The organism is Amphritea sp. (genome assembly GCF_016744155.1).
GTDB lineage: Bacteria > Pseudomonadota > Gammaproteobacteria > Pseudomonadales > Balneatricaceae > Amphritea.
In genome coordinates, this window is sequence record NZ_JADGEW010000015.1 from 1 (window position 1) to 23,436 (window position 23,436).

Annotated in this window: 22 protein-coding genes; all 22 read left to right on the plus strand. The window is 48.4% G+C overall.

Annotated features, from left to right (window positions below):
* Positions 1-319, plus strand: a 319-nt coding sequence (gene tsf / locus QZZ54_RS12145; protein ID WP_290702957.1) for a translation elongation factor Ts, incomplete at its 5' end; no start/stop codon positions are given.
* Positions 320-416: 97 nt separating this feature from the next.
* Complete coding sequence (gene pyrH / locus QZZ54_RS12150) at positions 417-1,175, plus strand: UMP kinase (RefSeq protein ID WP_290702958.1); 759 nt, start codon at positions 417-419, stop codon at positions 1,173-1,175.
* Complete coding sequence (frr, locus tag QZZ54_RS12155; protein ID WP_290702959.1) at positions 1,165-1,722, plus strand: ribosome recycling factor; 558 nt, start codon at positions 1,165-1,167, stop codon at positions 1,720-1,722. The genes pyrH and frr overlap by 11 nt, the downstream gene beginning before the upstream one ends.
* Positions 1,723-1,760: 38 nt before the next feature.
* The gene (gene uppS / locus QZZ54_RS12160; RefSeq protein WP_290702960.1) at positions 1,761-2,522 is read left to right on the plus strand and encodes a polyprenyl diphosphate synthase; all 762 of its coding nucleotides are present in this window, start codon (positions 1,761-1,763) and stop codon (positions 2,520-2,522) included.
* The gene (locus QZZ54_RS12165; protein WP_366645525.1) at positions 2,512-3,327 is read left to right on the plus strand and encodes a phosphatidate cytidylyltransferase; all 816 of its coding nucleotides are present in this window, start codon (positions 2,512-2,514) and stop codon (positions 3,325-3,327) included. Before uppS ends, QZZ54_RS12165 begins: the two co-directional genes overlap by 11 nt.
* A gap of 12 nt (positions 3,328-3,339) precedes the next feature.
* Complete coding sequence (rseP, locus tag QZZ54_RS12170) at positions 3,340-4,692, plus strand: RIP metalloprotease RseP (RefSeq protein ID WP_290702961.1); 1,353 nt, start codon at positions 3,340-3,342, stop codon at positions 4,690-4,692.
* Between the two features lie 30 nt (positions 4,693-4,722).
* Positions 4,723-7,023 carry an outer membrane protein assembly factor BamA gene (gene bamA, locus QZZ54_RS12175; RefSeq protein ID WP_290702962.1) on the plus strand — a complete coding sequence of 767 codons (2,301 nt, stop codon included), beginning with the start codon at positions 4,723-4,725 and terminating at the stop codon, positions 7,021-7,023.
* Positions 7,024-7,035: 12 nt separating this feature from the next.
* The gene (locus QZZ54_RS12180; protein ID WP_290702963.1) at positions 7,036-7,527 is read left to right on the plus strand and encodes an OmpH family outer membrane protein; all 492 of its coding nucleotides are present in this window, start codon (positions 7,036-7,038) and stop codon (positions 7,525-7,527) included.
* A 7-nt stretch (positions 7,528-7,534) separates the two neighbouring features.
* Positions 7,535-8,581 carry a UDP-3-O-(3-hydroxymyristoyl)glucosamine N-acyltransferase gene (gene lpxD, locus QZZ54_RS12185; RefSeq protein WP_290702964.1) on the plus strand — a complete coding sequence of 349 codons (1,047 nt, stop codon included), beginning with the start codon at positions 7,535-7,537 and terminating at the stop codon, positions 8,579-8,581.
* Positions 8,581-9,021: a 3-hydroxyacyl-ACP dehydratase FabZ gene (fabZ, locus tag QZZ54_RS12190; RefSeq protein WP_290702965.1), complete on the plus strand. Its 441-nt coding sequence runs from the start codon at positions 8,581-8,583 to the stop codon at positions 9,019-9,021. Before lpxD ends, fabZ begins: the two co-directional genes overlap by 1 nt.
* 2 nt (positions 9,022-9,023) lie before the next feature.
* Complete coding sequence (gene lpxA / locus QZZ54_RS12195) at positions 9,024-9,788, plus strand: acyl-ACP--UDP-N-acetylglucosamine O-acyltransferase (protein ID WP_290702966.1); 765 nt, start codon at positions 9,024-9,026, stop codon at positions 9,786-9,788.
* A gap of 7 nt (positions 9,789-9,795) precedes the next feature.
* A complete protein-coding gene (gene lpxB, locus QZZ54_RS12200) occupies positions 9,796-10,968 on the plus strand; it encodes a lipid-A-disaccharide synthase (RefSeq protein WP_290702967.1) in 1,173 nt (390 codons plus the stop codon).
* The gene (rnhB, locus tag QZZ54_RS12205; RefSeq protein WP_290702968.1) at positions 10,949-11,539 is read left to right on the plus strand and encodes a ribonuclease HII; all 591 of its coding nucleotides are present in this window, start codon (positions 10,949-10,951) and stop codon (positions 11,537-11,539) included. Before lpxB ends, rnhB begins: the two co-directional genes overlap by 20 nt.
* Positions 11,540-11,570: 31 nt before the next feature.
* Positions 11,571-15,065, plus strand: a complete 3,495-nt coding sequence (gene dnaE / locus QZZ54_RS12210; protein ID WP_290702969.1) for a DNA polymerase III subunit alpha — start codon at positions 11,571-11,573, stop codon at positions 15,063-15,065.
* A 118-nt stretch (positions 15,066-15,183) separates the two neighbouring features.
* Complete coding sequence (gene accA, locus QZZ54_RS12215; RefSeq protein ID WP_290702970.1) at positions 15,184-16,137, plus strand: acetyl-CoA carboxylase carboxyl transferase subunit alpha; 954 nt, start codon at positions 15,184-15,186, stop codon at positions 16,135-16,137.
* A gap of 50 nt (positions 16,138-16,187) precedes the next feature.
* Positions 16,188-17,507, plus strand: coding sequence for a tRNA lysidine(34) synthetase TilS (gene tilS, locus QZZ54_RS12220; RefSeq protein ID WP_290702971.1), 1,320 nt, complete (start codon positions 16,188-16,190; stop codon positions 17,505-17,507).
* Between the two features lie 66 nt (positions 17,508-17,573).
* Complete coding sequence (locus QZZ54_RS12225) at positions 17,574-19,205, plus strand: CTP synthase (protein WP_290702972.1); 1,632 nt, start codon at positions 17,574-17,576, stop codon at positions 19,203-19,205.
* A 29-nt stretch (positions 19,206-19,234) separates the two neighbouring features.
* A complete protein-coding gene (gene eno, locus QZZ54_RS12230; RefSeq protein ID WP_290702973.1) occupies positions 19,235-20,530 on the plus strand; it encodes a phosphopyruvate hydratase in 1,296 nt (431 codons plus the stop codon).
* Between the two features lie 98 nt (positions 20,531-20,628).
* Positions 20,629-20,937 (plus strand): cell division protein FtsB, encoded by a 309-nt coding sequence (gene ftsB / locus QZZ54_RS12235; RefSeq protein WP_366645543.1) that lies wholly within the window; start codon positions 20,629-20,631, stop codon positions 20,935-20,937.
* A gap of 17 nt (positions 20,938-20,954) precedes the next feature.
* Positions 20,955-22,007: a tRNA pseudouridine(13) synthase TruD gene (locus QZZ54_RS12240; RefSeq protein ID WP_290702975.1), complete on the plus strand. Its 1,053-nt coding sequence runs from the start codon at positions 20,955-20,957 to the stop codon at positions 22,005-22,007.
* The gene (surE, locus tag QZZ54_RS12245; RefSeq protein ID WP_290702976.1) at positions 22,007-22,756 is read left to right on the plus strand and encodes a 5'/3'-nucleotidase SurE; all 750 of its coding nucleotides are present in this window, start codon (positions 22,007-22,009) and stop codon (positions 22,754-22,756) included. The genes QZZ54_RS12240 and surE overlap by 1 nt, the downstream gene beginning before the upstream one ends.
* A gap of 26 nt (positions 22,757-22,782) precedes the next feature.
* Complete coding sequence (locus tag QZZ54_RS12250) at positions 22,783-23,421, plus strand: protein-L-isoaspartate(D-aspartate) O-methyltransferase (RefSeq protein WP_290703015.1); 639 nt, start codon at positions 22,783-22,785, stop codon at positions 23,419-23,421.
* The last annotated feature ends 15 nt before the right edge of the window (positions 23,422-23,436 follow it).

Below are 23,436 nucleotides of genomic sequence, written 5' to 3' on the forward strand. Positions count from 1 at the left end.
CCCGCAAGTGGTTAGCAAAGAAGATATGCCTGCTGATGTTGTTGCTAAAGAGAAAGAGATTATTCTGGCTCAGCCTGATATGGCTAGTAAGCCTGCTGAAATCGCTGAAAAGATGGTTGTTGGTCGTATCAACAAGTACCTGGCTGAGAATAGTCTGGTTGAACAGCCATTCGTTAAGAACCCAGATGTTAAAGTGGGTCAGCTGGTTAAAGACGCAGGCGCTTCTGTTGCATCTTTCACTCGCATCGAAGTAGGAGAAGGTGTTGAGGTCGAGCACAAAGACTTCGCCGCTGAGGTTGCTGAGCAGCTGAAGGGTTAAATACTGATCCTGCACAGATTGCGTGCCTATTCTGGGTGCGCAATCTCTTTTTTTCTTGATACACTGGTACGAACTCAGTCTGGGTGGAGACGAACCAATGCCGGCTTCAAATAAGCATTCCAAGTACAAGCGCATTCTTCTTAAATTAAGCGGCGAAGCCCTTATGGGAGAAGAAAATTTCGGGATCGATCCTAAAGTAATGAACCGCATGGCCCTGGAAATCGGTCAGTTGGTAGGTATTGGTGTACAGATCGGTATGGTTATCGGTGGTGGTAACTTGTTTCGTGGTGCGGCGCTGAGTGCGGCAGGCCTGGATCGAGTAACTGGCGACCATATGGGTATGTTGGCAACCGTCATGAATGCTTTGGCAATGCGTGATGCGTTGGAACGTTCCAATATCCCAACCCGTGTTATGTCTGCGATTCCGATGACAGGTGTTGTCGAAGATTATGATCGTCGTAATGCAACCCGTTACCTTGAACAGGGTGATGTGGTTATTTTTTCTGCGGGAACGGGTAATCCCTTCTTTACTACCGACTCTGCCGCTTGTCTGCGGGGCATTGAGATTGATGCCGATGTTGTGATTAAAGCGACCAAAGTCGATGGTGTGTATAACGCAGACCCAATGAAAGATCCTTCCGCTAAACGCTATAGTCATCTGACTTTTGATGCGGCTATTGAGAAGCAGCTAGGGGTTATGGATCTGACTGCTATTTGCTTAGCCCGGGACCATGCAATGCCGGTTCGGGTATTTAATATGAACAAACCGGGTGCGCTGGCCAACCTTATTGTTGGTGGCGACGAGGGAACCCTCATCGAAAATAATGAGGCCGTAGGAGATAAATATGCTGAATGAGATCGCTCAGGATGCCCAGGATCGAATGGGTAAAAGTCTGGAAGCTTTGATTACTAACCTGAAGAAAATTCGTACAGGTCGTGCTCATCCAAGTATTCTGGAAACAGTGCAGGTGAACTATTACGGTTCTAATGTGCCGCTGAGTCAGGTTGCCAACATTAGTGTTGAAGATGGTCGTACCTTGTCTATCTCTCCATGGGAATCAAATTTGGTTCCGGACATTGAAAAAGCGATCATGAAGTCCGATTTGGGATTGAATCCATCTACGGCGGGTGCGGTTATTCGTGTACCAATGCCTGCGCTGACAGAAGAGACCCGAAAAGGTTATATTCGTCAGGCTCGTCAGGAGGCTGAGAATGGCCGGGTGTCGATCCGTAGTGTTCGTCGTGACGCTAACGGTGATGTTAAAGATCTGCTGAAAGAAAAAGAGATCACTGAAGATGATGCTCGTAGCAGTGAAGATAATATTCAAAAACTGACGGATAAGTTTATCGCCGAAGTGGATGTGTTGCTTCAGGCGAAAGAAGCTGATTTGATGGAAATTTGATAGGGAATAGCCGGTAACTCAAGTTGCCGGCATTTGATATGTCTGAAAAATTACAGCTCAGCTTACCTGCGGGTAAATCTGTACCTCGTCATATTGCACTCATTATGGATGGCAATAATCGGTGGGCGAAAAAGCACGGAAAAGGAAGCCTGGCGGGTCATCGGGCTGGCGTTGATAGTGTTCGAAGCGTAGTGCAAGGTTGCGCTGAGTTAGGCGTGGAAGTACTGACGCTGTTTGCCTTCAGTAGTGAAAACTGGCAGCGACCTCCTCTTGAAGTTAAAGGGTTGATGGAGTTGTTTGCGTTTGCGCTTGATCGTGAGGTAAAAAAACTTCATAAGCATAATATCAAACTGCATGTCATTGGTGATAGAAGCCGTTTCAGTCAAACACTGCAAAAGAAGATCAGCAAAGCTGAGCAGATGACAGCTGAAAATACCGGTTTGATCGTCAATGTGGCGGCTAATTATGGCGGTAAGTGGGATATTGTTGAGGCAGCCAAGTGCTTTGCTCAGGGTTGTTTAGATGGCCAGTATACGCCCGATCAACTAGATGCAGATCTGCTGGGTTCAATGATCTCTTTAAGTGATCAACCGGCGCCGGATCTCTGTATCCGTACTGCAGGTGAGCAGAGAATAAGTAATTTTCTGATTTGGCAGATGGCCTACAGTGAGTACTTCTTTAGTGACTTGCTATGGCCTGACTTTGATAAATATGCGTTGGGCGCTGCTATTCAGAGTTATGCAACTCGTGAACGTCGTTTTGGTAAGACTAGCGAACAATTAGAGGCAGATGATGCTTAAAGAGAGGGTTTGGACTGCGGTCCTATTGGCTCCACTGGTTTTGGCGGGGCTTTTCCTCACCAGTTTTGACGTCTTTAAAGTGTTTGTCGCGGGTATCGTATTGCTGGGTGCCTGGGAATGGGCAAATCTAGCCGGCCTGACTTCATTATCCTCTCGTTTTGGATACACTTCTCTGATCGCTGCTTTAATGGCAGTTTTAAACTATGTTTCCCCTCAGGCCAACTTTGTTGGGTATCTCTCCGTTGCGGTGATTTTCTGGCTGGTTGCTCTGTTCTGGGTAATTCGTTACCCCGTAGCGGGCGCCTGGGGCTCAGAATGGCAACGCGCTCTGATTGGTGTTGTTGTTCTTTTGCCTTGTTGGATGGGTTTGGTAAGTCTGCAAAATCTTCCGTCCGGCGGAGCTCTAATGTTGATGTTGCTGTTGCTAGTCTGGGGCGCTGATATAGGTGCTTATTTTGCAGGTAAGGCCTGGGGGCGGGCTAAGCTTGCGCCTAATGTCAGTCCCGGCAAGACACGGGCTGGTTTATGGGGTGGTCTGACCTCCTGTGCGGTGATCGCACTCGGTTTTGTTATCTATCTGGAACTTGGGCTGCTGGATGGAGTCTATCTGTTGCTGCTAGCGATGATTGCCGGGGTTGCTTCTGTATTGGGTGACCTGTTTGAGAGTATGTTAAAGCGCCATCGCGGCATTAAAGATAGTAGTCAGTTGCTGCCTGGTCACGGTGGCATACTTGACCGAATTGATAGTATTACCTCAGCTGCACCCGTTTTTGTATTGGGTGTGCAGTTGCTGGCAATCTCCTGAATTTGAGGTTTGATGGATATTCTTAATACTGTATTCGCATTAATTGTTACTTTGGGAATTCTGGTAACAATTCATGAATATGGGCACTTCTGGGTAGCACGCCGCTGTGGTGTCAAAGTGCTGCGCTTTTCGGTTGGTTTTGGTACGCCTTTGATTCGCTGGCGTGACAAATTAGATACCGAATACGTTATCGCCATGATCCCTCTTGGGGGTTATGTTTCGATGCTTGATGAGCGGGAGTCTGAGGTCGAGCCAGCACTACAGGATCAGACGTTTAATCGAAAGCCGATATTGCAACGAATCGCGATTGTAGCTGCCGGCCCTGTCGTTAATCTTCTTTTTGCCGTAGTTGTTTATTGGGCTATGTTTGTTTCCGGTGTTGAAAAGGTTGTGCCGGTTATCGGAAGCGTTGTATCTGATAGTATTGCTGAGCAATCTGGATTACAGCCAGGGGTTGAGATTCTTTCTGTAGCGGGTCGGGCGACTCATTCCTGGGATGATGTCAACCTAGCGATGGCAAGCTATATTGGAGAATCGGCGGTTGTGCCGCTAACCGTACGCGAGTCGGCCCAAGGGCTTAGACAGGATTTCCAGTTAAACCTGAATGGCTGGCATTTTAATCCTGAGGCGCAAAGTCCTCTATCTGCTTTAGGTATAACGCCTTATCGCCCTATATATCCTGCGGTGATCGGTCAGATTATAGAGGGCGGTGCAGCCAATCGTGCCGGTTTACTAGTTGCTGATCAGGTTGTCTCTGTTAATGGAGTATCGGTACCTGAGTGGATTGATCTGGTAAAGCTTGTCCGAAAAAGTGCTGGTCAAGAACTTGCCGTTGAATTGATGCGCAACGGTCAGTTAATGTCGATAGCAATGACTCCTGTTGAGGTTTTTGAAGGAGAGCTAAGTGTCGGTAAAATTGGTGCTGCGGTTGCTCCGGCCGAATGGCCACCAGAAATGTTGCGGCAGGTTCGCTATGGCGTAATAGAGTCGATTCAGCAGGCTTTTTCTAAAACCTGGCAGATGATTAGTTTAACTCTTGATTCTATTTGGAAAATGTTTGAAGGGATCTTATCGGTAAAAAACTTGAGTGGGCCGATAACCATTGCTAAAGTGGCGGGGGCTTCTGCTGCTTCAGGTGTGGAAGCGTTCGCTGGTTTTTTGGCGTACTTGAGTATTAGTCTCGGTATTCTTAACTTATTGCCAATTCCTATGCTAGATGGCGGTCATCTACTGTATTACGCAGTAGAGCTGCTGAGGGGAAGGCCTGTATCTGAAAAGGTACAGATGATCGGTTTAAGAATCGGGATGGCAGTTTTGTTTTCGATTATGGGCGTCGCTATTTTTAATGACTTGATGCGGCTTTAAATTTTTCTATTTCAATATAAGAACTAGTTCATGAAGATCAGAATCGGACTTATCTTTTCCCTGGCTCTACTGTCATCGATTGCGTGGGCGCAATCATTTACTGTTGAAGATGTGCGACTGGAGGGGCTGCAGCGTGTTGAGCCCGGCCTTGTCCTGCGTAACTTTGATGTTGATTCGGGTCAGAGTGTTGATCAGAAAGCGCTTGCGGAAGCGACCCGTAGGGTGTTCCGTACGGGTTATTTTGATGATATCCAAATTGCCCGGGATGGTAATGTGTTGATTGTCAAAGTTCAGGAGCGCCCCGCAGTCAGTATTATTCGCCTAGAGGGTAATAAGGTACTGGAAGACGAGATGCTGCTGGATGGTCTGAAGCAGAATGGTCTTCGTGAAGGCGATGTATTCAAACGGGCGACCCTAGATAAAATTCGTCAGGACCTGTTGCGACTTTATGCAGGTCAGGGACGGTATGGCGCCGCGATAGAGGCGGAAGTTGAGCCGTTATCTGAAAACCGGGTAGCCTTGAATATAGACATTAAAGAGGGCAAAGTTGCCACCATTCAACATGTTAATATTGTTGGGAATTCAGTATTTACTAATGAAGAACTCCAAGAAGAATTCTCTCTGAAGCTTCCTGGCTTTTGGGATTTTTTCAGTGATTCCGATAAGTATGCCCGGGAAAAGCTGGCGGGAGACCTAGAGCGTCTACGATCGTATTATCTTGATCGGGGATATATCAATTTCACAATTGATTCATCTCAGGTGTCATTGTCGCCGGATAAAAAACATGTTTACGTTACTATCAGTGTTACTGAGGGTGAGAAATTTAGTGTTGGGGAAATCACCGTTGCAGGTGAGCTGGTTGTCGATAAGCAGGAGCTGCTTAACGAGATTACGGTTATAGAGGGTGCAACCTTCTCTCGTCGAGAGATGACTGCGTCACAGGATGCGTTAACCCGCAAGTTGGGTGATAACGGTTACCTCTTTGCGAATGTAAGCCCAGTACCGAAAGTAGGTGAAGATAACACTGTTAATTTGCAGTTTTTCGTTGCCCCAGGCAAACGCACCTATGTTCGGCGTATCTCTATCAAGGGAAATACCAAAACTGCTGATGTGGTGACGCGTCGCTCCGTTTCTCAAATGGAAGGCGGAATTGCTTCAACCGCTTCGATTGAGCGGTCTAAGCAACGAATTGCTCAAACTGGATATTTTAAAGATGTAAATGTGAAAACCTCACCGGTACCTGGTACTGATGATCAGGTTGATTTGCAGTACAGTGTTATTGAGGATAATACCGGTAACTTTGCTGCCAGTGTCGGCTTCTCTCAAACCAGTGGTGCGATTTTTAACCTGAGTGTCGAGCAGGAAAACTTCCTTGGCTCAGGTAACAGCGTAGGTTTCGGTATTACCCAAAGTGATACCATTACTGAGTATAAATTCAGCTATGTAGAACCTTACTATACTGTCGATGGTGTTAGCCGGGGTTATAACGTTTATTCTCGTGAGACTAACTACGATGAAGAAAATGTGAGTAATTACTCTACTGATGCCATAGGCGGCGGTGTTAATTTTGGTTACCCGATGGATGACTACCAGCGCCTTAACTTTAGCTTTAACTACGAAAGGCTGACAGTGAAAACCGTGGCGGATACGTCACAGGAAGTGTTTGACTTTATCGCCGCAGAAGGGGATGAGTACAATATCTTTAATGCGAGGTTTGGTTGGAGTGATAATCACCTTGATCGAAAGATCTTTCCTACCGATGGCTACTCTCAGAGCGCATCAATTGAGATCGGTATTCCCGGAAGTGACCTGTCTTACCATAAAGAACAATATAAAGGGCGTATCTACTACCCTCTGAATGAAACCGGTCTTGTCGCGTCTGTGCGTGGTCGACTGGCCTATGCTGGTAAGTTAGGCGATAACGCTTTTCCTTTCTTTAAAAACTATTACAGCGGTGGCCTGAGTTCTGTACGGGGTTTTCAATCTAACTCTCTGGGGCCTCGTGATTCTAAGGACGACCCATTCGGCGGAAATGTGGCAGTAGACGTCAGTGGCGAGCTGATCTTCCCGATACCTTTTATGGAAAATACGGACTCAATGCGGACGTTGATATTTGCGGATGCAGGTAATGTTTTCCAGACAGAATGCCCCGCTGGTAGTACCAATTGTGGTAATGGTATTAAGTTTGATGAGTTACGTTATTCTGCTGGTTTTGGTTTTAGCTGGCTCACGCCTATTGGTCCGATCTCAATAGCGCTATCTCGAGCGCTTAATGCAGAAGATACGGATGATACGAGATTCTTTGAGTTTGCGCTTGGCCGATCTTTCTAAGGAGAAAAAAATATGTTTCGATCACTGATGATCATCGCCGGACTGATGTTCAGCCTTAATGCGATGGCGGAAAAAATGGGTACCCTGAGTGTTCAGCAAGCATTGCTGACGAGTAAAGCTGCGGAAGCGTTCCGTGATCAATTGAAGTCCGAGTTTAGCGGTGATCAGAAGCAGCTAATGGATTTAGAGGCTCAGGCTAAAAAGATTCAGGAAAATATTAAAAAAGGTCAGGGTACTCAGTCTAAAGAAGTGCAAGACCAGCAGCGGGTACAGTTTCAGAAGGCCTACGGTGAATATCAGCGCCTAGCTCAGGAGTTGCAGCAGAAACAGCGTCAACGTGAAGAAGTTTTTCTGAAAGAGATGCGTCCTAAGCTGGATAAAGTAATCCGTGGTCTGATCGATAGTGAAGGTTATGATATTGTCGTCAACAAAGAAGCTACCATCTTTGCGAAGCCTGGGTTGGATATCACAGCTAAAGTTGTTGAACTGTTGAATAAGCAGTAATTTGCCGATGTCTAACTCCCGTTATTCTGTAACTGAGCTGGCAGCGCTATTAGGTGCGGAGCCAGTTTTGTCGGATCTACTTATTAAAGGGATCGGGACGCTGGAATCTGCAACTGAAACGCAGCTGTCATTTTTACATAATAGTCGTTATCAGCTGCAACTGACGGACAGTGTAGCGGGTGCCATATTGGTGAGAGAAGAACATCGGCACAATGTGCGATCGGTTGCGCTTGTTGTTGATGATCCGTATCTGGCCTATGCCAAGGCTACGGCTCTTTTTGCGGTTAACCGCTGTTCTTCTAGTGAGCTGATTAGTCCTTCGGCTATTATTAGTCCGGATGCAAAGGTTGCGGATAGTGTAATTATTGGCCCCAATGTTGTGATAGGTGAAGAGGTCACTATCGCATCAGGGGTTTCTATCGGAGCGAACTGTGTCATCGGGGCTGCTTGCTCTATCGGTGAAGATACGCGTCTTTCTGCTAACGTAACCCTGTATAGTGACATCAGAGTGGGAACAGACTGCCTTATTCATAGTGGGGCAGTGATTGGTGCAGATGGCTTTGGCTTTGCTAATGACGCCGGTGAGTGGGTTAAAATCCATCAGCTGGGTGGCGTTATAATTGGTGATGGTGTTGAGATAGGTGCCGGAACAACGATTGATCGAGGCGCTTTGGATGACACGGTCATTGGTAATGGTGTGATTCTTGATAATCAGATTCAGATTGGTCATAACACCGTGATTGGTGATTGTACTGCGATAGCGGCCTGTACCGCGATTGCCGGTAGCACCCGAATTGGTAAAAACTGTACTATCGCCGGAGCTTGTGCGATAGCAGGGCATTTAACCTTGGTAGAAGGCACTCATATTACTGGGATGTCGATGGTTAGCAGATCGATTTTACAACCAGGTGCTTATTCATCTGGGACAGCGGCAGAGCCGCATCAGCAATGGAAGCGTAATGCGGTGAGGTTTCGTCAGTTAGATGAGATGTCTCGTCGAATTAAAAATTTAGAAAAAACTGTAAAGCAGCAGAACACTGAAGGTCAGCCTTAATGATGATGGATGTAAACGAGATCCGCAAATATTTACCACACCGTTACCCTTTCCTATTGGTTGATCGGGTCGTTGAATTGATTCCGGGAGAATCAATCGTTGCGTATAAGAACGTAACCGTGAATGAGCCGTTCTTTAATGGTCATTTTCCAGATCATCCGGTCATGCCTGGCGTATTGATTCAGGAAGCGATGGCGCAAGCAGCGGGTATCCTGGGTTTTAAAACCATGGACAAAACGCCTCAGGACGGATCGATTTATTATTTTGTCGGTTCTGATAAACTGCGTTTTAAGCGTCCGGTTATTCCGGGTGATCGACTGCAATTAGAAGCGAAGATTGTTTCTGAAAAGCGTGGTATCTGGAAATTTGATGTTCGTGCTACAGTAGACGGTGAGCTAGCAAGCTCTGCTACTATTCTTTGTGCAGATAGAAAGGTTTAATTTTGATCCACTCTAGCGCCATTATTGATCCTTCTGCCCGCCTGGCTGATGATGTCGAGGTGGGTCCATGGACTGTTATAGGCCCTAATGTTGAGGTCGGGTCTGGGACAAGAATCAACTCCCATGTGGTTATCAAAGGGCCGACCAAAATAGGTTTGGGTAACCATATTTTTCAATTTGCCAGTATTGGTGAAGACTGTCAGGATAAAAAGTACAACGGTGAGCCTACCGAGCTTCTGATTGGCGATAACAATGTCTTTCGGGAAGGTTGTACTATTCATCGTGGCACGATTCAGGATAACAGCGTTACCATTATTGGTAGCGATAATCTGTTTATGGCGAATGTTCACGTAGCCCATGATTGTGTCGTGGGTAGCAATAATATCCTGGCTAATAACTGTGCGATTGCGGGTCATGTTCAGATGGGTGATAACATCATTCTGGGTGGCTTTACTGCTGTGCATCAGTTTTGCGTAATAGGGTCTCACAGTATGTGTGGTGCAGGTACCGTAGTGCTTAAGGATATACCTGCATTTGTTATGTCCAATGGAAATAGTGCACAGCCCCACGGCATTAATGCTGAAGGTCTGAAGCGTCGCGGTTTCTCTTCTGAAGCGATTCAGAATATTAAACGCGCTTATAAAATCATCTACCGTCAGGGATTGAAACTGGATCAGGCTATCGAACAGCTTGAGCTGATGACCAGTCCTGAAATACAGTTGCTGACGGACTCTCTTAAGGCCTCGACTCGAGGCATCATTCGATAGGGTGCCGATGAGTCCCCTCCGCATAGGTATCGTTGCAGGTGAAGCATCGGGAGATATTCTCGGTGCCGGACTGCTGGCCGAACTAAATCGTCGCTTTCCAGGTATAGAGATTGAAGGTATTGGTGGTGAGCTGATGCAGGCAGAAGGCTGTAAAAGCCTTTACGCTATGGATCGCTTGTCCGTCATGGGTTTGGTTGAAGTTTTAAGTCGATTGCGAGAGCTGTTGGGTATTCGTAAATCACTTGTGACCCATTTTAACGAGCATAGACCCGATCTGTTTATCGGGATCGATGCACCTGACTTTACCCTCAATCTTGAAGGTAAATTGCGCAGTGTCGGTATCCCAACGGTACATTACGTAAGCCCCTCGGTTTGGGCTTGGCGCAGTAAGCGGGTTTTTAAGATTCTTAAAACCACCGATTTGATGCTGACTCTGTTTCCCTTTGAGGCGAAGTTCTATGAGAAGCATGCAATGCCGGTTGAATTTGTCGGTCACCCTCTGGCGAATATGATCCCGTTGGAAGCAGATCAGGCAGGTGCTCGGTCAGATCTTGGTTTGCCTCAGGGACAGCGAATAGTTGCATTAATGCCGGGGAGTCGGGGTGGAGAGCTCAAGTATCTGGCTCAGCCCTTTTTAGATACGGCTCGCTGGTTGTTAAAGCGACACTCCGATCTGGTTTTTGTTATGCCTGCGGCTAACCAGCAGCGGTTTGATCATCTACGAGAGTTGCTTGATAGGGATTACAGTGACCTACCGATAGAGCTTGTATTAAAACGGTCCCGTGAGGTTATGACAGCGGCAGATGCTGTGTTGCTGGCATCAGGTACAGCCACTCTTGAAGCGTTGTTGCTGAAGAAACCTATGGTAGTTGCTTATCGGATGGCGCCGCTTACCTATAGTATTCTTTCGCGTCTGGTGAAAAGTAACTATATCTCTCTGCCTAATCTTTTAGCCGATGCACCGCTGGTTCCGGAAATTCTTCAGGATGAGGTCAGACCTGGGATACTTGGGCCTGCTGTTGAACAGGCATTATTGGATAGTGATGACAGCAGTAACCTGAAACACCAGTTTATTGATATTCATCATCAGTTACGCCAGGATGCCAGTAAAAAAGCGGTCGACGCGATTGTTAAGTTGTTACAGGCACGAGGGAGGTTGGATGCGGACTCAGGATTCTGATTTCTCTGGGATAAAACTGATTGCAGGGGTTGATGAGGTGGGCCGTGGTCCTCTTATCGGTAATGTCGTAACTGCTGCGGTTATTCTGGATCCGGCTAACCCCATTGATGGGCTGACAGATTCAAAGAAGCTTAGCGAAAAGAAGCGTGAGCTGTTGTTTCCCTTGATCCAAGAACGTGCTCTGGCCTGGGCAATCGCTTGGGCGACACCCGCAGAGATCGATGAACTGAATATTCTTCATGCGACCATGTTGGCGATGCAGCGGGCTGTTAATCAGCTGAGTGTGACACCTGAATTCGCTTTGATCGACGGTAATCGTTGTCCTCCTGGTCTACCATGCCCTGCTGAAGCAATTATAAAAGGTGACCTGAAAGAACCTTCCATTAGTGCTGCGTCCATCCTGGCGAAGGTTTATCGTGACCGGGAGATGCAAGCACTGGATCTTCTCCATCCTGACTATGGGTTTGCAAGACATAAGGGCTACCCGACAGCGCTACACATGGAAAAGCTGCGTCTGCTTGGGCCTCTCCCGGAACACCGGCGTAGCTTTAGACCGGTTGCTGAACTGTAAACTTCAACTAAAACTTATTAAACGAGCTGAAATGACTGATCCAGCCTTTGTACATCTGCGCATGCATACCGAGTTCTCGCTGGTCGATGGACTGGTGCGCATAAAAGACCTTATTGGGGTGGCGAAGGATCAACAGATCCCGGCGATCGCTATTACCGATCAGGTTAATCTATTTGCTTTGATTAAGTTCTTTAAAGCGACAACCGGAGCCGGCATAAAGCCTATCTTTGGCGCTGATGTTTGGGTAGAAAACGAGGCTGAGCCAGAATCTACACCCCATAGAATGACCTTGTTGTCGATGAATGAGCAGGGCTATCGAAATCTGATGGAGTTGATCTCGCTGGCTTATGAGCAAGGCCAGAATGTGCAGCCAGATTTTGCACTACTGAAGAAAAGCTGGATTTTTGATCGCTCCCAAGGGCTGATAGCACTGTCCGGTGCAAAAGAGGGCGAGGTGGGTAGGGCCTTATCGGACAATGATTCTGCTCGCGCGGTTGTAGAGCAGTGGCAACAGGTATTTCAAGATCGTTTCTATCTGGAAGTTCAGCGTACAGGTCGTGCTGGCGATGAAAGCTGTGTTCATGCTTCGGTTCAGCTGGCGCATGAAACCGGATGCCCGTTGGTTGCTACCAACGAGGTGATGTTTATCCGGCCTGAGGATTTTGAGGCCCATGAGGTGCGTGTCTGCATTAACCAAAGTCGGACATTGGAAGATCCTAACCGCCCGAAGAACTACACTGAACAGCAGTATCTGCGAAGCGCAGAGGAGATGACTGAGCTGTTTAGTGATATCCCTTCCGCGATAGAAAACAGTGTTGAGATTGCGAAGCGCTGTAATGTTGAGCTGGATCTGGGGACTTACTACCTGCCGAAATATCCGATTCCCGCAGGAATGACGATGGACCAATTCTTTGCTGATGTGTCCTGGAAAGGGCTGGAAGATCGGCTTGAGATCTTGCTGGATAAAGATGATCCTGAGTACGCTGAAAAGCGTAAGCCTTATGAAGAGCGAATGCGTTTTGAGCTCGACATTATCACTCAGATGGGCTTTCCCGGTTATTTCCTGATCGTGATGGACTTCATTCAGTGGGGCAAGGATAACGGCGTGCCTGTGGGTCCTGGCCGGGGTTCAGGTGCAGGTTCATTAGTGGCTTATGCGCAGAAAATCACCGATCTTGATCCGTTAGAATATGATTTGCTGTTTGAGCGGTTCTTGAACCCAGAGCGGGTATCTATGCCCGACTTCGATATCGATTTCTGTATGGATAACCGGGATAGGGTTATCGATTATGTGGCCGAAACTTATGGTCGCGATGCGGTATCGCAGATCGTTACCTTCGGTACTATGGCGGCAAAAGCGGTAGTGCGAGATGTGGCCCGGGTACAAGGTAAGCCTTTTGGCCTGGCCGACAAGCTTTCTAAGCTGATTCCCTTTGAAATCGGTATGACGCTGACCAAGGCAATGGATGAAGAGCCTTTGATGCGGGAGTTCGTTGAAGGTAACGAAGAGGCCCAGGAAATTATGGAGATGGCCTTTAAGTTAGAAGGCCTGACCCGAAATGTGGGTAAACATGCCGGCGGTGTGGTAATAGCGCCGACTAAATTGACCGATTTTTCTGCAACCTATTGTGATGAGCTTGGCCAGGGGTTGGTAACTCAATTCGATAAGAATGATGTTGAGGAGGCGGGGCTGGTTAAGTTCGACTTCCTCGGCCTGCGAACCCTGACAATCGTGGACTGGGCGGTCAAAACGATTGATCGCATTCGGGCTAAGAGCGATGAGGAGCCGCTAGATATAGCACTGATCGACCTTGAAGACAGGGCGACCTTTGATCTACTGCAATCAGCCGAAACCACTGCAGTATTTCAGCTTGAGTCCAGTGGTATGAAAGATCTGGTACGCCGTCTTCGACCTGACCGTTTTGAGGATATTATCGCACTGGTGGCGTTATTCCGTCCCGGCCCGCTTCAGTCGGGCATGGTAGATGACTTTATCCTGCGAAAGCATGGTCAGGCTGAGTTGGCTTATCCCCATGCGGATTATCAGCTGGATAGCTTGCAACCGGTGTTGGAACCTACCTACGGTATTATTCTGTATCAGGAACAGGTAATGCAGATTGCCCAGGTGATGGCGGGGTATTCCCTCGGCGGTGCGGATATGTTGCGTCGTGCCATGGGTAAGAAAAAGCCTGAAGAGATGGCTAAGCAGCGCGCCTCTTTCCTAGAAGGCTCGGCAACCAATAATATCGATGCTGATCTGGCTGGAAATATCTTTGATCTGGTAGAGAAATTTGCTGGTTACGGCTTTAACAAATCACACTCGGCGGCTTACGCGCTTGTTTCCTACCAAACCGCCTGGCTGAAAACGCATTACCCCGCTCCGTTTATGGCGGCGGTGCTGTCATCTGATATGCAGAACACCGATAAAGTGGTGATCTTCATAGAAGAGTGCCGCAACATGAAGTTGCCGCTGGTGCTGCCGGATGTGAATTTTGGCGAATATATGTTCACCGTTAATGAAATGGGTGAAATTGTCTATGGTCTGGGGTCGATAAAAGGGGTCGGTGAAGGCCCGATTGAGTCGATAGTCGAAGCCCGCAATGAGGGAGGTGAATTTAGCGATATTTTCGATTTCTGTAAGCGGGTGGGAAGCAAAAAACTCAATAAGCGGGTGTTGGAAGCCTTGGTTCGTTCCGGGGCGCTGGACCATGTCGGGCCTGACCGGGCGCAGCTATGGGCCTGTATACCTGAAGCCTTGAAAGCGGCGGACCAGTCAGAGCGCAATCAAAGTGCGGGCATGTTTGATCTGTTTGGCGAAGTTGAGGCTGAGCAGCCGAGAGATCCCTACGCCGAGTATATGAAACTGCGCAGCTGGACCGATAAAGAGCGTTTGCAGGGTGAGAAAGACACCCTGGGCCTCTATGTAACCGGTCATCCGATAGATGAATATGAATCGGAACTGCCGCATTTTATCTCTAAACGAATTGGTGAATTGCAGCCGCAGAGAGGGCAGCAACAGAAAATGCTGGGTTTAGTGGTTGATATTCGGGTGATGAAAACAAAGAAAGGCGATCCACTCTGTTTTGTTACTCTTGATGATCGTACCTCCCGGATTGAGGTCTCTCTGTTTGGTGAAGCCTATGACGAATGCCGTGCGGCACTAGTAAAAGATGCGATATTGTTAATCGAAGGAGAGATTACCGTCGATAGCTATTCCGGTACTGATAAGCTGAAAGTGCGGGGTAGTACGGTGGTAGATATTACTCAGTGCCGGGCACGTTATGGGCAACATATAGAGATTGACTGCGATGAGCAGCAGCTACGGGAGCGTCCGTTGAAGGCTTTTGGTGAGTTGTTGGAAGCCAATAAAGGCAACGTCAAAATGCCAGTTGCACTGAGATATAGTCGTAAAGATGCCTCCGCAACGCTTTCGCTGGGTGATGCATGGCAAGTGCCGCCAACCGACGAGCTGTTGCTTAAGCTTAAAGATCAGTTCGGTGGTGATGCGGTGCGGATTCGCTATTGATCGGGGTGGTTCTTAAACCCAACAAAGAGTAGAATTAGGCCAATTTTTTATCGTTGGTCGAACATTGTTTTCACTGAATCATGGCCGAAACGAAGCAAAACTTACGGAAGATCAATATATGAATCCCAATTATCTGGATTTTGAGCAGCCTATCGCTGATCTGGAAGCAAAGATCGAAGAGCTACGCCTGGTTGGCGATGACAATGAGCTGAATATTGAGGAAGAAATTTCTAAACTGCAGGGTAAAAGTCGAAGCCTGACTAAATCCCTGTTCAGTGATTTGAGTGAGTGGCAGATCTCGCAAATAGCGCGCCACCCTTTACGTCCGTATACGCTGGATTATGTGAAACTGATTTTTGATGACTTCGAAGAGCTGCACGGTGATCGCCATTTTGCGGATGATCAGGCGCTGATCGGAGGCATTGCTCGCCTGGAAGGTCGCCCGGTGATGATTATAGGTCATCAGAAAGGTCGTCAAGTGAAGGAAAAGGTTCGTCGTAATTTTGGTATGCCGCGCCCTGAAGGTTATCGTAAGGCCTTGCGCCTGATGGAGATGGCTGAGCGTTTTAAAATGCCTATCCTTACGTTTATCGATACGCCGGGAGCTTATCCGGGTATTGATGCTGAGGAACGTGGACAATCTGAAGCGATCGCTTTTAACCTGGCAGCGATGTCGCGCCTGAACACACCCATCATTGCTACGGTGGTAGGTGAAGGTGGTTCTGGTGGTGCGTTGGCGATCGGTGTCTGTGATGAGTTGATGATGCTGCAATACGCGACTTATTCGGTTATCTCTCCAGAGGGTTGTGCTTCAATCTTGTGGAAGAGTGCTGATAAGGCACCAGATGCTGCCCGGGCGATGGGATTAACCTCAGATCGCCTTCACGCGCTCGGATTGGTTGATCAGATTGTTGATGAGCCATTAGGTGGTGCACATCGGGATCATGGGCTCATCGCTGCGAATTTGAAGAAGCATCTGTTGGAGGTTCTGGAGCGTTTGTCTGGTATCGAAGAAGAAGCGCTTCTTGAGCGGCGCTATGAGCGTCTGATGTCTTACGGCATCAGCCAGTAACATCGGAACCGTCGGCCAGTCCGACGGTTTTTTTTGCCTTCAGAACGCCTATGAATAACCTACGGTCTCAATTCAATCAACAACTCGATACCTGCCGTAACGGGACAGGGCGTTGGGTAGTAGGTCTTAGCGGTGGTTTGGATTCTATCGTTTTGCTTCACCTAGCGGCGAGATCACTACCGGCTGATCGAGTGCTGGTTGTTAATGTGGACCATCAACTGCAGCAACAATCTTCCCAATGGGCTGTTTTTTGTGAACAACAGGCTGCTTCGCTTAATCTGCCCTTCCAATGTAAAAAAGTCTCTGTTGATTCCTCTGCCAGTTTAGAGCGTGCTGCCCGGGAAGCGCGTTATCAGGCGTTTGGTGAAATTCTTCAGCCGGATGATTGTCTACTACTAGCCCACCATCTTAATGATCAGGCAGAAACGCTGTTGTTCCGCTTATTACGCGGTACAGGCTTACGTGGCCTGGCAGGTATACCTGTGACGCGCTTGTTGGGCCAGGCTAGGTTATTGCGACCATTACTGAATATACCGCGGCACGAGCTTCTGAGCTGGGCGGAGTCGGAGCAGTTGGAGTGGATAGAAGATCCCAGTAACACTGAGCTGACATTTGATCGTAACTACCTTCGGCATAAGGTCATGCCGCTGCTACAGGCCCGGTGGCCTGGGTTCGCTGAGCGCTGGGGTGAGACTGCAGGTTATCTTCGTGATGCTGAGCAGTTACAAAATGAGTTAGCTGAGATCGATCTGGCCTCAGTGGGAGATCGATTGTCGCTTAACTGCACGTCGTTGATTGCTCTAAATCGTCCGCGCAGGAACAATTTATTGCGCTACTGGTTTCAACAGGCTGGCTTCTCCATTGGTGAGCGGCAGATTCAGAGTGTTCAGCAACTGATCAGTGCCGCTGGAGATCGGCAGCCGGAACTAAAATTGCCTGGGTTAAGGGTACTGCGCTATCAGGGCGCTATATTGTTGCACCCAGATCTGCCTGATATGCAGTGGGTAAGTGAACCTCTGACTAAGAGCGGGTTTCGGGTTAAGCAAGGTCTGCTGAGTGTGGATCAAAATACCGGCGAAATCGGTTTGAACTCTCTGTCGGGAGTAGTAGTGCGCAATCGACGCGATGGCGACCGGTGTCAACCGATTGGTCGTGGTGGTTCCTGTAGCCTGAAGAAAATATTTCAGGAGCATAAGGTTCCTGCCTGGCAGCGAAATTCATGGCCGATCTGTGTCGTGGGAGAGCAAATAGTGGCTTTGCCGGGACTTTGTGTCTGCGATGGCTGGCAGAGTGAAAAAAAAGGCACCGGTTTTACACTGAAATGGTTGCCAACTGCATTGTCTGTCAGGGGCGATTCTGATACCCTGTAGCCCCATCTTTACTAGCTGTTTTCAGAGCAGCTCGACCCACTTTTCACGACCAGATACAGGTTCCTCATGACGCGATATATTTTCGTCACAGGCGGTGTTGTTTCCTCATTAGGCAAAGGCATCGCATCCGCTTCACTAGCAGCAATACTGGAAGCCCGAGGGCTGAAAGTGACAATGCTGAAACTGGATCCGTACATCAACGTAGATCCGGGCACTATGAGCCCAATTCAGCATGGTGAGGTATTTGTTACCGAAGATGGCGCCGAGACTGACCTTGATTTGGGTCACTACGAGCGTTTCATTCGGACGACAATGTCTAAAAGAAATAACTTTACAGCAGGGCGAGTCTATCAGACCGTGCTACGTAAAGAGCGTCGTGGCGACTATCTGGGCGGTACCGTTCAGGTTATACCCCATATTACCGATGAGATTAAACGCCGGGTGCTGGAAGGTTCTGGTGATGCTGATATCGCATTGGTGGAAATCGGTGGCACTGTTGGTGATATTGAATCCTTGCCGTTTATGGAAGCGGTTCGTCAGTTGAGAGTAGAGCTGGGTGCGCGCCGTGCAATGTTTATGCACCTTACTCTGGTGCCCTATATCGCCACTGCAGGTGAGATTAAGACCAAGCCCTCACAGCACTCTGTTAAAGAGCTACGTTCGATCGGTATTCAACCTGATATTCTGGTGTGTCGCTCCGATTTTGCATTGCCGATCTCTTCCCGCCGTAAGCTCTCCTTGTTTACTAACGTGGAAGAGCGCGCTGTTATCTCTCTGCCGGATGCCGACTGCATCTACAAGATTCCACGGATGTTGAGTGAGCAGAAACTGGATCAGATTGTTATCGAGCAGTTTAATATGGAGTGCCCTCCAGCCGATCTGACTGATTGGGACCGTGTTTCTGATGCTAAGTTGAATCCGCATCGTGAAGTGACCATTGCGATGGTCGGCAAGTATATGGAGCTGCTGGATGCCTACAAGTCGCTGATTGAGGCGATCACCCATGCGGGTATCGCTTTGCGCACTAAGGTTATTGTCAAGTATATCGACTCAGAACAAGTCGAGCGTGATGGAACAGATCTGCTAAAAGACGTCTCTGCTGTACTGGTGCCTGGCGGCTTTGGTGAGCGTGGTGTTGAAGGAAAAATTGCAGCGGTTAAATATGCCCGGGAAAATAAAGTACCTTATCTGGGTATCTGTCTGGGTATGCAGGTTGCTGTTATTGAGTATGCCCGGCATGTTGCTGGTATTGCCGAAGCAAGTAGTACTGAATTTGATGCGGATACCACTGCACCGTTGATCGGTTTGATTACCGAATGGATGACCGAAGAAGGTGCCAAAGAGGTGCGTGGGTATACCGATGATCTGGGCGGCACTATGCGTCTGGGCGCACAGGTCTGTATGCTGAAAGAGGGGACTACCGCTCATCAGGCATATGGTTCTACAGAGATTAAAGAACGTCATCGTCACCGCTATGAAGTAAACAATAACTTTGTTCCCCAACTAGAAGAGGCCGGTCTGATTGTTTCTGGCCGTTCTGTTGATGGCGAATTGGTTGAGGTTGTGGAAGCGCCGGATCATCCGTGGTTCGTGGCCTGTCAGTTCCACCCTGAATTTACCTCTACCCCTAGAGATGGCCACGGTTTGTTCAGTGGTTTTATCGAGGCTGCACTCACTTATGCAGAGCTTGAAAAGTAAAGAATAAATAAATTTTTGGAGTTTGAACAATGGCACAGATTGCTGACATTAAAGCCCGCGAAGTTCTGGATTCCCGTGGTAACCCAACCGTTGAAGCTGACGTAATTCTTACCTCTGGCGTTATCGGTTCTGCCTGCGCACCTTCCGGTGCTTCGACCGGTTCTCGCGAAGCATTGGAGCTGCGGGATGGCGATAAGAGTCGTTACCTGGGTAAAGGTGTACTGAAAGCAGTTGCTGCTATCAACGGTGTTATCCGTGAGGCCCTGATTGGTACAGATGCAACCGATCAGCGAGCGCTGGATAATAAAATGCTGGAGCTGGACGGTACCGAGAATAAAGAAAATCTGGGTGCGAACGCTATCCTGGCAGTTTCTTTGGCGGCAGCAAAAGCGGCAGCGGTTGAGAAAGGAATTCCTCTGTACGCGCACATTGCCGAGATCAATGGCACGGCGGGTCAGTTTTCATTGCCTGTACCGATGATGAATATCATCAACGGTGGTGAGCACGCTGATAACAATGTTGATATTCAAGAGTTCATGGTGCAGCCGGTTAACTTTGATAAGTTCTCCGAAGGTCTGCGTTGTGGTGCTGAGATCTTCCATGCATTGAAGGCGGTACTGAAAGGTCGCGGCCTGAATACTGCGGTAGGTGATGAAGGTGGCTTTGCGCCAAACCTGGCATCTAACGAAGAAGCGTTGGTAGTGATCAAAGAAGCGATCTCTAACGCGGGCTATGAACTGGGTAAAGATGTGACTCTGGCGCTGGATTGTGCCGCTTCTGAGTTCTATAAAGATGGTAAGTATGACCTGTCTGGTGAAGGTAAGGTCTTTGATGCTGAAGGCTTCAGTGATTACCTGGCGGCCCTGACTGAGAATTATCCAATTGTCTCTATTGAAGATGGCCTGGATGAGTCTGATTGGGATGGTTGGGCGTATCTGACCAAGATTATTGGTGATAAAGTTCAGCTGGTCGGTGATGACCTGTTTGTAACCAATACTAAGATCCTTAGCCGTGGTATTGAGCAGAGTATCGGTAACTCCATTTTGATTAAGTTTAATCAGATTGGTTCGTTGTCTGAGACGCTGGATGCCATCAAAATGGCGAAAGATGCAGGCTTTACAGTGGTTATCTCTCATCGCTCCGGTGAAACTGAAGATACCACCATTGCCGATCTGGCAGTGGGTACTGCTGCGGGTCAGATCAAGACAGGTTCTCTTTGTCGTTCTGACCGTGTCGCTAAATATAACCGCCTGCTGCGCATCGAAGAAGAGCTGGGTGCAGACGCGGTATATAATGGATTGTCTGAAATTAAAGGTCAGGGTTAATTTTTAACTGATCTGTGGAATACTAAGGGGGCTTGAAGCTCCCTTTTTTGATTTTAAATACCGAGTAAGAGTGCTGCCTGATTGTGTTTCGCTGGAACTTGTTTCATTGGATTATATTGTTACTGCTGATCTGTCTGATCGGGTTGCAGTATCGGCTATGGTTTGGTGAAGCCAATCTGGGCGAAGTGCAGGCGTTGCAGCAGGAGATCGAACGGCAACGGGCTGAAAATGACCTTCTGGTAAATAGAAACCATCAGTTAGATGCTGAGGTTAAAGACCTTAAGCAGGGACTGGAGGCGCTGGAAGAGCGGGCTCGAAATCAACTGGGAATGGTGAAAGAGGGTGAGTCCTTCTTTCAGTTGGTTCCCGCCTTGCCGGGACGATCGCCGACTGATACCGGCCAGTAATGGAACCCTTAGCGTTAATGAATTTTCCATCAGAATTAAATTACCTCTACGGTGAGCCGGCATCTACTGCTGTTATCCGCACTCAGCCCGATGACTTCAGAGTCACGGAAGATCTGTCATTTGAGCCTGAAGGCAGCGGTGACCATGTATTTTTATATATCCGTAAAACCGGAGAAAATACAGATTGGGTTGCTCGCCAGCTAGCGCACTTTTGCCAGGTGAGCCCAAAAGAAGTCGGTTATGCCGGTAAGAAAGATCGCCACGCTGTCACTGAACAATGGTTTAGTGTGCACCTGCCGGGGCGTTCACCGCTTACCTGGTCGCTGTTTGAAACCGATACTATTAAAGTTCTAAAATCCGTTAAGCACAATCGTAAGCTGCGTCTGGGAAGTCTCACCGGGAACCGGTTTCAGATTCGTCTACGTGAGGTAACCGAGGCTGAAGCGCTATTAAGTCGAGCGGAGCAGATTAAAGATGGTGTGCCTAACTATTTTGGCGAGCAACGCTTTGGTCATCATCAAGGTAACCTGACAAAAGGTGCAGCTTTGATTGCCGGTAAGCTGAAAGAGCGTCAACGGCATAAGAAAGGTCTTTATATATCCGCAGTACGCTCTTTTATGTTTAACCAGTTAGTCTCTAAGCGTATCGAGCAAGATTTCTATGCCGCTCCAATGGCTGGCGATGTGCTGATGATCAATGGTAGCCAGAGTTGCTTTGTCTATGATCCGGAAGATAGCACTATTCTGCCGCGCTTATTAAACGGTGAGTTGCATCTCACGTCAGCCATGTGGGGGCGGGGTCGTTCAATCTGTACCGATGTTGCAGTAGAGTGGGAAGCCGAACAGTTACAGCCCTGGCAAGAACAACTAGAGGGCCTGGAGCGATTGGGGCTGAATCAGGAGCGTCGTTCAGCTCGATTGTTGCCAAGTAATCTGGTTGTTGAGCGAGAGGCGGATGATCAGTTTATGGTGTCATTTGACCTCCCTGTGGGCAGTTTTGCGACTAGTTTATTGCGTGAGCTGGTTCAAGTCAGCTCAGCAGCCGGTCCTAAGGAGACGGAGACAGAGTAATGAGACTTCTACTATCGAATGACGATGGGGTTCATGCGCCGGGATTAGAAATTCTGGCGAGGGTGCTGGGGCAGGATGCTGAACTGGATGTTGTCGCCCCTGACCGCAATCGGAGCGGTGCCAGTAACTCGCTGACTCTTGATCGTCCCCTGGAAACTCATCATCATAAAAATGGCTTTATCGGTATTAACGGTACACCGACCGATTGCGTTCATCTGGGAACCTCTGCTGTCTTTAATGCTGCGCCCGATATGGTGGTTTCCGGAATCAATTGTGGCGGAAATCTTGGCGATGATGTTATCTATTCAGGAACTGTTGCGGCAGCGATGGAAGGGCGTCATCTTCAGTTGCCGCCGATTGCTGTTTCTCTTGTCAGTAGTAACCCTCAGCACTATGAAGCTGCAGCGGAAGTGGTTCGACAGCTGGTAAAAGATATTCGCACTCTGGTGCTTGCGCCGCGTACGGTTCTGAATATCAACGTACCGGATCTGCCGCTTGATCAGATCAAAGGAATTCATGTGACTCGCTTAGGGCATCGCTCTCTGGCGGATGCGCCGGTTGAGTCAATTGATCCCAGAGGGACACGTCGATTCTGGATCTCAGGTGTGGGTGCGGCAGAAGATTGTGGGCCGGGCACCGACTTTTTTGCGGTCAAATCCGGTTATGTTTCAATTACTCCGATAAATATTGATATGACCCAGTATTCCGGTATGGATAACCTGGGCAATTGGCTTGAGGAATTAACGTGAATAAGTTGCAGTTGCAGGGTATCGGGATGACCTCCCAGCGTACCCGCAGCAGGCTGGTGCAGCGGCTAAAGGATCAGGGAATTACTGATCAGCAGGTGCTGGATGTTGTAGCGGGCACTCCCCGCCATATCTTTATTGATGAGGCCTTATCTCACCGGGCATATGAAGATACAGCGCTGCCTATCGGCTTTAATCAGACGATCTCACAACCCTATATTGTCGCCAGGATGACTGAGATTCTATTGGCTGCGGGCCCTCTAGGGCGCGTGCTTGAAGTGGGTACCGGGTCTGGGTATCAAACCACTATACTCGCCCAGCTGGTAGATAAGATTTTCAGTGTTGAGCGTATAAAGCCATTGCAGGATAAAGCCCGGCAGCGATTCGCTCTACTCAAAATCAGGAATGTGTCTTTAAAGCACAGTGACGGAGGTATGGGTTGGCCTGATCGTGGTCCGTTTGACGGCATTATGGTGACTGCAGCACCTGAAGAAGTCCCGCCGGAACTGCTGGTTCAGTTGGCAGTGGGAGGGCGTCTAGTGATTCCTGTTGGCGGCAGTAAGAACCAGCAACTTAAACTGGTTGTTCGGGTCACAGAAACTGAGTATGAAACCTCGGTGCTTGAAGGGGTTAAGTTTGTACCGCTGTTAAGTGGTACGGTACGCTGAACTGATAGATGTAAT

Bases quoted from the DNA above. Each gene is read 5' to 3' on its own strand.
- pyrH (WP_290702958.1), top strand. From the start codon at position 417: ATGCCGGCTTCAAATAAGCATTCCAAGTACAAGCGCATTCTTCTTAAA.
- frr (WP_290702959.1), top strand. From the start codon at position 1,165: ATGCTGAATGAGATCGCTCAGGATGCCCAGGATCGAATGGGTAAAAGT.
- uppS (WP_290702960.1), top strand. From the start codon at position 1,761: ATGTCTGAAAAATTACAGCTCAGCTTACCTGCGGGTAAATCTGTACCT.
- QZZ54_RS12165 (WP_366645525.1), top strand. From the start codon at position 2,512: ATGATGCTTAAAGAGAGGGTTTGGACTGCGGTCCTATTGGCTCCACTG.
- rseP (WP_290702961.1), top strand. From the start codon at position 3,340: ATGGATATTCTTAATACTGTATTCGCATTAATTGTTACTTTGGGAATT.
- bamA (WP_290702962.1), top strand. From the start codon at position 4,723: ATGAAGATCAGAATCGGACTTATCTTTTCCCTGGCTCTACTGTCATCG.
- QZZ54_RS12180 (WP_290702963.1), top strand. From the start codon at position 7,036: ATGTTTCGATCACTGATGATCATCGCCGGACTGATGTTCAGCCTTAAT.
- lpxD (WP_290702964.1), top strand. From the start codon at position 7,535: ATGTCTAACTCCCGTTATTCTGTAACTGAGCTGGCAGCGCTATTAGGT.
- fabZ (WP_290702965.1), top strand. From the start codon at position 8,581: ATGATGATGGATGTAAACGAGATCCGCAAATATTTACCACACCGTTAC.
- lpxB (WP_290702967.1), top strand. From the start codon at position 9,796: ATGAGTCCCCTCCGCATAGGTATCGTTGCAGGTGAAGCATCGGGAGAT.
- rnhB (WP_290702968.1), top strand. From the start codon at position 10,949: ATGCGGACTCAGGATTCTGATTTCTCTGGGATAAAACTGATTGCAGGG.
- dnaE (WP_290702969.1), top strand. From the start codon at position 11,571: ATGACTGATCCAGCCTTTGTACATCTGCGCATGCATACCGAGTTCTCG.
- accA (WP_290702970.1), top strand. From the start codon at position 15,184: ATGAATCCCAATTATCTGGATTTTGAGCAGCCTATCGCTGATCTGGAA.
- tilS (WP_290702971.1), top strand. From the start codon at position 16,188: ATGAATAACCTACGGTCTCAATTCAATCAACAACTCGATACCTGCCGT.
- QZZ54_RS12225 (WP_290702972.1), top strand. From the start codon at position 17,574: ATGACGCGATATATTTTCGTCACAGGCGGTGTTGTTTCCTCATTAGGC.
- eno (WP_290702973.1), top strand. From the start codon at position 19,235: ATGGCACAGATTGCTGACATTAAAGCCCGCGAAGTTCTGGATTCCCGT.
- QZZ54_RS12240 (WP_290702975.1), top strand. From the start codon at position 20,955: ATGAATTTTCCATCAGAATTAAATTACCTCTACGGTGAGCCGGCATCT.
- surE (WP_290702976.1), top strand. From the start codon at position 22,007: ATGAGACTTCTACTATCGAATGACGATGGGGTTCATGCGCCGGGATTA.
- QZZ54_RS12250 (WP_290703015.1), top strand. From the start codon at position 22,783: ATGACCTCCCAGCGTACCCGCAGCAGGCTGGTGCAGCGGCTAAAGGAT.